The following is a 12249-nucleotide window of genomic DNA, read 5'->3' on the forward strand; positions in this document are numbered from 1 at the left end:
TTTTTTTTTCAAAGTTATAAAAAAAAGCCTTGAAAAAATAATCAAGGCTTCTTCTTTATATAATTTTATTGAAATTTATTTTTTACTTTTCTTTTTACCTCCCAAATATTCCCTGTTTTTTTGTTTAATAACAGCATCATGAATTGTTTTGTCTTTTACTGTATCAAAAACAACAGGTGTCGCAATAAATAATGAAGAATATGTTCCTACAACAATACCTATTAACAATGCAAATATAAAGCCTTGAATTGCTTCGCCTCCGAATAAGAATATTGCCAACAACACTACAAATGTACTCAATGAAGTGCTGAAAGTACGACTTAATGTACTGTTCAAAGCATCATTATATACAACTTTTCTTTCTCTTGTTTTGCTGAATTGCATAAACTCTCTGATACGGTCAAACACAACAACGGTATCATTTACAGAATATCCGACAACAGTAAGAATTGCTGCAATAAATGCTTGGTTGATTTCCATTGAAAACGGCATCAGATTGTATAATAATGAGAATAAGCCTAAAACTAATAGTACATCATGGGCTAATGCTGCTAATGCACCCAAACCGAATTGCCAATTTCTGAAACGAATAAATATGTATAAGAAGATTGCAATAAGCGAGAAAAATACTGCCCATAATGCACCGACTTTAATATCATCTGCAATTGTAGGTCCGACTTTTCTTGAACTTGTTTTACCCAATACTTCTTCTGCATTAGAATTTATTACGGCAACACCGTCTTCAAAAACATAACCTTCCAAGAATGCGTCCATAGTAACATTTTTAGCAATGAAATTTCCGGCTTTAAGTCCTTCGTATAATTTTTGTTCAACAACATCGTCTGCGTTAACATCAATGTTATCAACCATATATTTGGTAACAATTTTAACTTGATTGCTGCTTCCGTATGTCTTAACTTCGGGAGTTTCTTCAAATACTTTTTGTAAGCTTGCAGCAATTTCAGATGTATTTACTTCCTTATCAAACTGAACAGTATATATTCTGCCGCCCTGAAAATCCACACCAAGATTCAGTCCTTTTGTAAATAATGAAAATAAACCGAGAACTATAATAATACCTGAAATAATATATGCAATTTTTCTTTTTTCAATAAACTTGATTTTTGTGTTTTGGAAAGCATTTTTTGTCATTTTAGTATAAAAAGAAATGCTTTTCCCTTTTGCCATTCTGTTAGCAAAAATTAAACGAGTTATGAAAATTGCTGAAAATAAGGAAGTTAAAATACCTATAATCAAAGTTGTCGCAAAACCTTTAATCGGTCCGTGTCCGAAAATAAATAAGACGATTGCTGTAATTAATGTTGTAATATTCGCATCAATAATTGCAGAATATGCATTTTTATAACCGTCTGACAAAGCAAGTTTTAATCCTTTCCCTAATTTTAATTCCTCTTTAATACGTTCAAAAATCAATACGTTAGCATCAACCGACATACCGATTGTTAAAACAATACCTGCAATACCCGGTAATGTTAATACAGCACGAAGTGATGCTAAAACACCGAATATTAATAATATATTAGTGATTAATGCAATGTCTGCAACAATACCTGCCGTTTTATAAAAGAATACCATGTATATTAAGATTACAAAAAATGCAATAATAAACGACATCATACCATGCGTTACAGCTTTTTGACCGAGTGATGCTCCTACAACTTCTTCTTCAATTATAATTGCAGGTGCTTGTAATTTACCTGATTTTAATATGTTTGCAAGGTCACTTGCTTCATCATGTGTAAAATTGCCGGATATAGATGAGCTACCGCCTTTAATTTCACTATTTACATTCGGAGCGGAATAAACATAACCGTCAAGAACAATTGCTACTTGTTTTCCTACATTATCCTTTGTTATTGCAGCCCATTTTCCGGTAGCTTCAGCGTTCATCGACATAGATACTTCCCATTGTCCTGTATTCGGGTCTGTTTGTGCTCTTGCTTGAACAACAACATCGCCTTCTAATGAAGGTTTCCCTGCTCTTTTTGATTTTAATGCAATTAATCTGAAATAATTATCTTTATTATCATTTTCTGCATTATCAAAATCCATAGGTTTAACTTCCCAAGCCAAAACTAATTCTTTCGGGAAAATTGATTTTATTTGCCTCAAATTTAATACTTCGTTAACTTTTGCCGTATCTTTTAAATGAGCATAGCCTATTGTTGCCGAACTTATCGGTTGATTATTTTTATTTACGTAAGGAATTAATAATGCAAATAAAGGATTTTGTTTTTGATACTCTTCAAAACCTTCTTTTTCTTTTAATGCAGCATTAGACTCATTAATATCCAGCAACGGATTTTGAGTTGAATCATCAGTTAACAATAAATTATCATTTTTTGTTGTGTCTAATAATAGTCCGCCGTCATCAGTAATTAACTCGACAGTATCAGTTGCTGCGGTATCAACTTTTGTAGTATCAATATTTCTAATGGAATTTAATTCTCTGAGTTTCGCATTTGCTTTATAAAAATATTCATATACTTCGGGGAAATCATAAGTTTCCCAAAATTGAAGATTTGCAGTTCCTTGTAATAATTTTCTTACTCGTTTCGGTTCTTTTATTCCCGGAAGTTCTATCAGTATTCTTCCTGAATTTCCTTCTAATTTTTGTATGTTCGGTTGAACAACACCGAATTTATCAATTCTTGAACGTAAAACATTTAAAGAATTATCGATTGCATCTTGTGCTTCCTGACGAATAATTTTTAAAACATCATCGTCTGTTGTACTGCTGTTAATACGATCTTTTAAAGTATATGTCGAAAATATAGCGTTTAATTGCAAATTCGGATCAATCTCTTTAAATGATTCATAAAATAAAGTAATAAAATCTGAGGTTGCATTTGCTTGCTTAACTTTTGCTGACTTTATTGCTTCTCGAAATGTTTGATTTGTGCTGTTATCGGCAAGACCTACTATAAGTTCTGAAACAGAAACTTCAAGAATAACATTCATACCGCCTTTTAAGTCAAGCCCCATGTTTATTTCTCTTTCTTGACATTCCTTAAATGTATATTTAGGAAACGGGTATGCTCTGATATTTGCAACCGAATCAAGATAAATTCTTTCTTTATCATAATCTCCTTGTGCATAATCTTTTGCCGCTTTTTTTACACGGTAAGTAGCATAAGTAAATGATAATTGATAAATACTTGCCAATGCCAAAATTACGGCAAGAAAAGTTATAACTCCTTTGTTTTGCATATCTTAATCTTAATTTAAAATAATTTTGATTTTCAGGGGTGCAAAGATATTGTTTTTTTTAAAAAAAAGAAAGAAAATATTAATGCATACATGAAATTTAATGTTAACTTTTTTTCAATATTTGAAACAAATCTTAAAAATATTTTTAATATTCTGATATTAAGGGAACTATATAATTAAGAAAGGCACGGAAAAAACCGCACCTTTTTTAATTAACTTTACAAATATATTTAAATAAGATTCATACCGTCAAATACATCCATTACACCTTTTACAGCTTTGGCAGATGTATTTAAATCTTTTGTTTCTTGCTCATTTAAATCAAGTTCAATTATTTCTTCAATTCCGTTTTTACCGAGAATAACAGGAACACCAAGATAAATTTTATCAAGTCCGTATTGTCCTTCAAGATAAGCACAAACAGGAAAAGTTCGTTTTTCGTCTTTAATAATTGCTTCTACCATTTGAGCCGCAGCAGCTCCGGGTGCATACCAAGCAGAAGTTCCCATTAAAGCAACTAATTCGCCTCCTCCTTTTTTAGTTCTCGTAACTATTTCGTTTAATCTTTCTTCTTTAATATATTGTGTAATCGGAATACCGTTTACTTTTGTATATCTCGGAAGCGGAACCATTGTATCGCCGTGTCCGCCCATTAATAATGCTTGTATATCTTTCGGCGAAGTTCCCATTTCATCTGCAAGAAAAGCTCTGTATCTTGCAGTATCAAGAATACCTGCCATTCCGAAAACTTTTTTAGAATCGACTCCTGCTGTTTTATACGCTGCATAAGTCATAACATCTAAAGGATTAGAAACTATAATAATAATAGCATCGGGTGATTTCTCAATTGCTTTTTTTGTAACTTCGTTTACTATTTTTGCATTTGTTGAAATTAAATCGTCTCTTGACATACCCGGTTTACGCGGTAAGCCTGAAGTAATTACAATAACATCCGAACCTGCAGTTTTAGAATAGTCATTTGTAGAGCCTGTAATTCTTGCATTAAACCCCTCAATAGCAGATGTTTGCCACATATCAAGAGCTTTACCTTCTGCTAAGCCTTCTTTAATATCTAATAATACAACTTCTTTTACAATATCTTTTCTTGCAACTGAATCTGCAACTGTAGCACCTACATTTCCGGCACCTATAACTGTTACTTTACTCATAATAATATAATTTTTTTGATTTAGTAAATTTATTTGCCGGCTAAATTAACTGAAAAAAATTTAGTCTAAACATATTTAGCAACATATTATATATTCCCAACAGCATAATTACAACTCAAAATCAGGTGAAAAAGTTAAGTTTTTTTAATTAAAAGTATAATTGAATAAAACCTTGTATAACTTCGCCTGTTTCTCTGTTTAACTCAGAACCGTGCATACTGTGAGGTATGGAAAAAATAATGATTGTTACCAAAGATGCAATTATAACAGATATCCTGTTTTCTTTTTTTCTGTTTAATAAAAAGGCTGCCAACCAAGCCAAAAATGCAATAAGGAGCTTGTTATCAGTTAAATCCCAGCCAAACGGAACTCCCGCCCAATATTCAAGGAATGCAAATTTTTGAACGATGGGTCCGAGAATCATTCCGCCGATTAACATTAAAATTAGAGTTATGCTTGTATATCTTTTAAATTGCGGGATTTTAAATACTGCAAATAAACCGGCAACATTTGCTAAAAACATTGCGAAGAAAATAAATATAACATGAGGAATAATGACATATACAGGAACTCCTCCTTTAAATCTTACTACTATCGGTTGTTTTTTAAAATGTTCTTTTGTTCCTTTATTGTCAGTAATTGAGAAATAATACATTAATTTTCCGGCAGGCGGTTGGTGAGGCAACTTTGCGATAAATACATTTTGATCTTCGACTTTCTCAAATTTAAAGTTTTCTGTACTCCACTTTTCTTCATTAATTACCGGATAATGTTTCCAATATAGTGTAGCATTAACTTCTGCATCATCAATATCTAAAATTATGCTTGCATCATCATCACCGCCGTGAGAACGAATAAGTTTTAAATTATATTCTTTTCCGTTTAATGTGATTTTTTCTTTTTTCGGATAAGTCGGTCCTGTCATTTTTTGATAGACAGCTGCAACTAAGGTTATTATTAATCCTAACGTCCATAATAATATTCTTTTTCCTTTCATTTGCTCATTATTTAATTAAAGTTATAAAATTAAATTATTTAGTATTACAGCTGAACAGCCAACACTTGTTTTTTTTCATTTCGAATAATATCTACCATAACTCTTTGTCCTTTTTCAAGTTTTCCCAAAACTTCCATATATTCATAAATATTTGCAATTTTTTCACCGTTTAGTGCCGTTATTACATCTCCTCTTTTTAAACCTCCTGTTTCTGCCGGACCGCCTTTTGTAACTCCGTCAACTCTCAGTCCTTTGTTTGACGTATCTCCGAAACCGGGCATAATTCCTAAGGTTACTTTTAATCCTCTGCTGCTTTTTCTGCTTTGAGGCATTTCTGTTTCGGTAAAAGTTAATTTTTCTTTTCTTCCCGATAAATCTTTTATTATATTGAATATCAGTTTTGTAACTGCTTCTTGCCCCGTAATATTTATTTTCTCAGTATCATCAAAAGGAGTGTGATAATCTTCATGAGCTCCTGTATTAAAAAATAAAACAGGAATATTCATTCTGTAAAAAGATGAGTGATCGGAAGCCCCTGAACCTCCCGGGGAATATGAGAGTTTCAAATTTGTTTCGTTTTTATACTTATTAAGAAATTCATTAAATTCTTTTGCCGTTCCCGTTCCTGCAATCGTAACATTTTTTTCTGCATTTAACCGTCCCAGCATATCCAAATTTACCATTGTATATACTTTCGATAAGTTAACCGGCGGATTATTAACAAAATATGAAGACCCTAATAATCCCATTTCTTCTGCACCGAAAGCAATAAAAAGAATGCTTCTTTCAGGTTTTATTTTTTCATCATTAAATTTCTCTGCAATTTCAAGCAATGATGAAATACCGGAAGCATTATCATCAGCTCCGTTATGAACAGCAACGGTATCGGGCATTCTTGACCCTGAATTTTTTCCGCCTAAACCAAGATGGTCATAATGTGCTCCGACTACAATAAATTCTTGTGAAAGTGTTTTGTTACTTCCGGGTAAAATTGCCAAAACATTATGTGTTTGTGTTTTTACATATTCAATATCAACAGTAGCCTTAATTTTTGTTTTTGTAATAAAAGAATTATGTTTTCTTTCTTTAATTAGAATATTTTCATAATCAATAATAGATTTTCCGTTATCAAGAACTTTATCTGCTAATTGTCTTTTGATTTGAATTACGGGAATTTTAACTTGTGCATTACCTCTGCCGTATTTCAGTTCCGCTAATTTATCTTCTTTATCAAATGTTTCTCCGGAAACCAACAGAACACCTGCTGCACCTTTTTTTACGGCTGTCATTACTTTTGAAAGATCCGAGCTGTAAGGAATGTAAAAACTGTTTCTGTTGCTCATTTCAGGATCCCCTCTCAAAACTAAAACCCATTTACCTTTTACATCAACGTCTTTATAATCATTCCATTTTATGCTGTCAGTGTTTATATCAAAACCGTAGCCGACAAAAACAGCTTTAGACGAAACCGTTCCGTTACCGGAAAACGGCAAAGGAATATTATCTTCCAAAGACTTTGCACTGAATTTATTGATATACAAATGATTATTACTGTTGTGCTTAATACCTGTAGTAATGTTAAAATATTGGTAACCGTTATCTCCCGCTAATGATAAGCCGTTTTTTTTAAATTCATTTTTAATATATTCCGCAGCAAGTTCATCTCCTTTGGTACCGGGTTTTCTGCCTCCTAATTCATCTGATGCTAAATACTCAATGTGTTTTTTAATTTCTTTTCCTGTGATGCTTTGTGTAAAGCCAATAATATTCAAAGACAGGAATATTGATAATATTAAATATTTCATATAATTTTTATTTATAATATTTCTAAATAACAGCAAAAATATAAAATAAATTGTTTGCTGCAATAAAAGTAAATCTTTACCATTTTACGGCAATTTTTCCGACAGATTTTCTTTTTTGAATATAATCATGTGCTTCTTCTAAATCTTTTACATCAAAAACTTTATTTACAGTAGGATTAATTTCGCCTTTATTGAATAAATCAACAACATTACCCATACATTTTTTTAAGATGTACGGTTTATAATCGCCTATTTGAAGCATATTTACACCTATTAACGTTTGCGAGTTTGCAAAAAATTGTGTGGGTCTGTATTTGCCGAAACCTAAAAGCGTTTTTATTTGCCTGAATGCACTTTTTTTATCACTGTTTCCTGCAATTTGAGCGGCTCCGTACATTGCGAACCTTCCTCCGGGAGCAAGTAATTTCAATCCTTTTTTAACATAATTACCGCCTATGGAATCAAATATTGCATCCATACTTTTTTCTCCTTTAACAGATTTAATATATTCATAGAAATCTTGTTTTCTGTAATTGATAGGAAAGTCAACACCTTGTTTCTTTAAATATTCAATTTTCTCATCAGACCCGGCTGTTCCGTAAACAGTACAGCCTCTTCTTTTTGCTAATTGAACCAATGCTGTTCCTACTCCTCCGGCAGCTGCTTGTACTAAAACATGTTCGCCTTTTTGCAAATTCATGCTGTATTCGGCTGCATAATAAGCGGTTGCATATTGGGTTGCTAAAGCTGTTGCTTTTGCTGCATCTGTATCTTCTTTAATAGGTATCACACCGTGATGATTTGTATTAACATGAGTTGCATATCCTCCGAATCTTGTAAGAGCAGTAACTCTTTGCCCAATTTCAAGATCTTTAACATTGCTTCCTTTTTTTATAATTCTTCCCGCAACATCATACCCGATAACAGCAGGTAACGAAGGACAAGCCTTATAATAACCCAAACGTGCCATAACATCTGCAAAATTTAAACCGAACACTTCAACTTCAATTGTTACATCATTTTCTCCCGGTTCAGGCAGGTTGAGTTCTCTTAATTCAAAGGCATCTTTTGAACCTCCGTTTTTTATAAGATAGTATGCTTTCATGTTTTTTATATTAATTTAGAAAGCACAAAACTATTAAATGTATTCGAGAATTAGAATGAAAAGATTAAATTTGTTTTTTTTTGAAATTTAAACAATAAGTAAACATGAGGAGGTTATCAATATTATTAATCGTAATTATTTTTTTCAGTATAAAAATCTATGCACAAGATAAAAGCGATTGGCAGGGAGGAGTTCCTGAAGGATGTACAACAATTACGGCAGGAAAATCAGCAACAACAGACGGCTCAGTCGTAACTTCACATACCGATGACAGCCATAAAACTCGTTCATGGATGAATATTATTCCTGCAAAAGACTATAATGAGAATGAAATTACAATTATGTATAAACGAACAAGCACCGACAGTTTGGCGATGCCTGCTTATAAACATACACCAATCGGCAGTATTCCGCAAGTGAATCATACATATCAATTTATAAATACTGCCTATCCGTCAATGAATGAGCATCAACTGGCAATAGGGGAATCAACTTTCGGCGGAAGAGATGAGTTGCAATCAGATAAAGGTTTAATAGATTGCCAAAGATTATGTCAATTAATGTTGGAGCGTTGCACTACCGCAAGACAAGCGATAAAAACAGCCGATGAACTTACAAAGAAATACGGTTGGAATGATTACGGTGAATGTTTAACCATTGCCGATACTAAAGAAGTTTGGCATTTTGAGATTGTCGGTCCCGGAAAAGGTAAAGTCGGTGCCGTTTGGGTAGCACAACGTGTGCCGGATAATCATGTTTCTGTTAATGCAAATGCAAGTCGAATTCGGAAAATTAATTTAAAAGATAAGAAAAACTTTTTAGCGTCTGACAATATTTATTCTCTTGCAAAAGAAAAAGGATGGTGGAACGGAAAAAAAGAAGATTTTGAGTTTTGTTATGCTTATGCACCTGAAAGTAGACAATCTGTTGCTGCAAGACGTAGAGAATGGCGCACACTTGATTTATTTGCACCTTCATTAAAATTACATCCTGATGACGAGAATTATCCTTTTTCGGTTAAACCTGATAAAAAAATAAGTTTACAGGATGTTGTTAATGTTTTTAAAGATTATTATGAAGGAACACCTTATGATATGACCAGAAATATCACAACTTTCGATGATAAAGGGAATAAAATAATTTCACCTTTGGCTAATCCGTTTATGCCTTACGATCAATTAAGTATAAGCAATGTAAGCGGTGGTTGGTATCATACTTCCGATGACGGACATATTGATTTCTTAGGCGAAAGAACCATTGCTCGTTGGTACACCATGTACGGAACAATCACACAATCAAGAGATTGGCTGCCTGATGAAATCGGCGGTGTACTTTGGTTAGCACAAGATAATATTGCAACTTCAATTTATATTCCTGTATATTGCGGAGTGAATGATTTACCGGAATCATATAAAACACCCGGCAGAGTGAATGGATTTACAAGAAAATCGGCATGGTGGGCTTTTAACCGTTTAGGAACTTTAACAGCACAACGCTGGGGTGATATGCGACATGATGTAGATGCTGTTTGGATTCCTTTACAAACAAAATTATTTAAAGAACAAGCAGACTTTGAGAAAAAAGCATCGGATATTAAAAACAAAGATGATTTAAAAAAGTTTTTGACTGATTATACAATAAAGTACGGAAACATTGTTGTTGAAAAGGCATGGAAATTAGGAGATTTCCTTTGGACAAAATATGATGAAAAATTTTAATTTGATTTAAAAAAAGTGCCACATAAGCGTGGCACTTTTGGAATAAACTAAATTCGTTCAACATCTTTATCTCCTCTTCCGGAAATATTAATGATTGCAAGTTCATTTTTGTTTTTTAATAATTTCATTGCTAAAGCAACTGCATGAGCTGATTCAATTGCCGGAATGATTCCTTCTTTTTCTGATAATAATTTGAAAGCTGCAATTGCTTCATTATCTGTTATACCGTGATAATCAACACGCTCTGTTTCTTTCAAATAAGCATGCTCGGGACCGATTCCCGGATAATCTAAACCTGCCGCAACAGAATATGAACCGATAGGATTTCCGTCATCATCAGCCAAACATAATGAATTTGTTCCTTGAAAGATCATGTTTTTTCCGAGATTCAAAGTTGCAGCAGTTCTTTTTGAATTTAAACCTTCTCCGGCACCTTCGGCAGCAAAAAGTTTTACATTTTTTTCTGAAATAAATTCTTTGAATATACCTATTGCATTTGAGCCACCTCCTATACAAGCAATAACTGAATCCGGCAATTTCCCTTCTGCTTCAATTATTTGCTTTTTTGCTTCTTTTCCGATAATACTTTGAAAATGTGCAACCATAGTCGGGTAAGGATGCGGACCGACAGCCGAACCTAATAAATAATAAGCATCCGGATGTTCAATATAATACCCTAAAGCTGCATCAACTGCATCTTTTAAAGTTCCTTGTCCTTGATTTACAGTTACTATTTCTGCTCCGAGAAGTTTTATTCTGTCAGCGTTTAATACCTGGCGTTCAACATCTTCCGCACCCATAAACACTTTACATTTAATACCGAATAATGCAGCTGCTGTTGCAGTTGCTACACCATGTTGCCCTGCACCTGTCTCAGCAAGTATTTGAGTAGCTCCTAATCGTTTTGCTAATAATATTTGCCCGATTGTATTGTTTATTTTATGTGCACCTGTATGATTTAAGTCTTCTCTTTTTAAATAAATCTTACTGCCTGTTTCTTCTGAAAGTCTTTTTGCATAAAACAAAGGGGAAGGTCTTCCTACATAAGTTTTTAGAAGATGGATAAACTCTTTTTCAAATTCTTTCGTTAATGCAATTTTATAAAAAGAGTCTGCTAAATTTTGTAATTTACTTTCTAAAACCGGGGGTACAAACATACCGCCATATTGTCCGAAATAACCTTGTTTTTCCGTGTTTTGTTGTCCTTTTGTTGTCATAATAATGTATATTTTGATATTTTAAATTTATTGATTAAATTTTAATTATTGTTAACCGAAGCTTTATTGCCAACGATTCTCAATAATATTTAACCAGATTAAGATGTATTCTTTCATTTTTAAAAGTTTAGAAACAAAAAAAAGCCGCAGGAGAGATTCCTGCGGCTTTGGATATTATTAATTGTGTATTACAAAGCTATCGCAAAGAGTTATCTCCTTGTTTTAAAATTTTGTTAAGCCACCAATTATTTCTTGTAATTTTCATTTCTTTGTTTAATTCTTGTCAAAGAAAAATATAATATTCGGAATAATCAAATGAAATTCAAATAATTTAAAATTTAAATGTAAATCCGACACCTAATAATTCTTTAAATTGTGGCCTGGGTCCGAATTTACCGAAAACAGGCATTCCGGTTTCATCTACAATTTGAAATTTAATATCATCATCATAAATAAATTGAGTGCTGATATTTGCAGAAATATATTTATTAACTTTCATTGATATTAAAACCTCCCAATTAATATCAATATTTTGGGGATTATTCAAATAGTTTGAAAATAAATCAATTTTAGTGTTTAAATTAATGTTTGTTGCAATATCTTTTGTGTAAGCAACTTTTAAATAACCTCCGAATTCATTTCTGATATTTTTACCGGGTTCTGCCCCGAAAGCACCTGCATCTGCTAATACTTGATTATTTACTATAGTAGTTTTAGATGTTAAAGGTGCAAAAAAAACAGACATGTTTTTATTCGGTTTGTAATCAATACCTGCAGCAACCAGCAAATAACCGGGAGCTAAAAAAGAAGAAATTACAGATGAATCGTCAGGATAATTATAACCGTCTTCAAACTGAGTTTTAAAATTCAATAATGCTGCATCAATGTCGTTTAGTTAATAATCTGTCATAACCTTTTGTAATTCATAGAATAAGGTTTCTTTTGCCGATGTTTTCGAATGTTTTTCCGATTAGGTCTTACAAGCTCCCGGGTGTTGTAAACAATTT

8 protein-coding genes are annotated in these 12249 nt (G+C 32.6%); 1 reads left to right on the forward strand and 7 read right to left on the reverse strand.

The genetic code is table 11. The features are described 5' to 3' along the window. Nucleotides 1–75: 75 nt before the first annotated feature. The 5 genes from secDF to L3J35_07735 all read right to left on the reverse strand — a co-directional run bounded on the left by secDF (nucleotide 76) and on the right by L3J35_07735 (nucleotide 8307). Complete coding sequence (gene secDF, locus L3J35_07715) at nucleotides 76–3231, reverse strand: protein translocase subunit SecDF (GenBank protein ID MCF6366074.1); 3156 nt, start codon at nucleotides 3229–3231, stop codon at nucleotides 76–78. Nucleotides 3232–3461: 230 nt separating this feature from the next. Beyond that, nucleotides 3462–4400 (reverse strand): malate dehydrogenase, encoded by a 939-nt coding sequence (gene mdh, locus L3J35_07720; protein MCF6366075.1) that lies wholly within the window; start codon nucleotides 4398–4400, stop codon nucleotides 3462–3464. A gap of 148 nt (nucleotides 4401–4548) precedes the next feature. Next, nucleotides 4549–5397, reverse strand: a complete 849-nt coding sequence (locus tag L3J35_07725; protein ID MCF6366076.1) for a hypothetical protein — start codon at nucleotides 5395–5397, stop codon at nucleotides 4549–4551. Nucleotides 5398–5441: 44 nt separating this feature from the next. Continuing rightward, nucleotides 5442–7202 (reverse strand): M20/M25/M40 family metallo-hydrolase, encoded by a 1761-nt coding sequence (locus L3J35_07730; GenBank protein ID MCF6366077.1) that lies wholly within the window; start codon nucleotides 7200–7202, stop codon nucleotides 5442–5444. Nucleotides 7203–7278: 76 nt separating this feature from the next. Next, nucleotides 7279–8307: a zinc-binding dehydrogenase gene (locus L3J35_07735; GenBank protein MCF6366078.1), complete on the reverse strand. Its 1029-nt coding sequence runs from the start codon at nucleotides 8305–8307 to the stop codon at nucleotides 7279–7281. Between the two features lie 104 nt (nucleotides 8308–8411). On the opposite strand from L3J35_07735, the gene L3J35_07740 reads away from it, so the two are divergent. Next, entirely contained in the window at nucleotides 8412–10025 is a 1614-nt protein-coding gene (locus L3J35_07740; GenBank protein MCF6366079.1) for a C69 family dipeptidase, read from the forward strand. A gap of 47 nt (nucleotides 10026–10072) precedes the next feature. Here the strand turns inward: L3J35_07740 and trpB are convergent, their stop codons facing one another. After that, entirely contained in the window at nucleotides 10073–11242 is a 1170-nt protein-coding gene (trpB, locus tag L3J35_07745; GenBank protein ID MCF6366080.1) for a tryptophan synthase subunit beta, read from the reverse strand. Between the two features lie 331 nt (nucleotides 11243–11573). Continuing rightward, entirely contained in the window at nucleotides 11574–12113 is a 540-nt protein-coding gene (locus L3J35_07750) for a hypothetical protein (GenBank protein ID MCF6366081.1), read from the reverse strand. Between the last annotated feature and the right edge of the window lie 136 nt (nucleotides 12114–12249).

It is taken from the genome of Bacteroidales bacterium, assembly GCA_021648725.1.
Lineage (GTDB): Bacteria > Bacteroidota > Bacteroidia > Bacteroidales > JAADGE01 > JAADGE01.

Bases quoted from the DNA above. Each gene is read 5' to 3' on its own strand.
- secDF (MCF6366074.1), bottom strand. From the start codon at position 3,231: ATGCAAAACAAAGGAGTTATAACTTTTCTTGCCGTAATTTTGGCATTG.
- mdh (MCF6366075.1), bottom strand. From the start codon at position 4,400: ATGAGTAAAGTAACAGTTATAGGTGCCGGAAATGTAGGTGCTACAGTT.
- L3J35_07725 (MCF6366076.1), bottom strand. From the start codon at position 5,397: ATGAAAGGAAAAAGAATATTATTATGGACGTTAGGATTAATAATAACC.
- L3J35_07730 (MCF6366077.1), bottom strand. From the start codon at position 7,202: ATGAAATATTTAATATTATCAATATTCCTGTCTTTGAATATTATTGGC.
- L3J35_07735 (MCF6366078.1), bottom strand. From the start codon at position 8,307: ATGAAAGCATACTATCTTATAAAAAACGGAGGTTCAAAAGATGCCTTT.
- L3J35_07740 (MCF6366079.1), top strand. From the start codon at position 8,412: ATGAGGAGGTTATCAATATTATTAATCGTAATTATTTTTTTCAGTATA.
- trpB (MCF6366080.1), bottom strand. From the start codon at position 11,242: ATGACAACAAAAGGACAACAAAACACGGAAAAACAAGGTTATTTCGGA.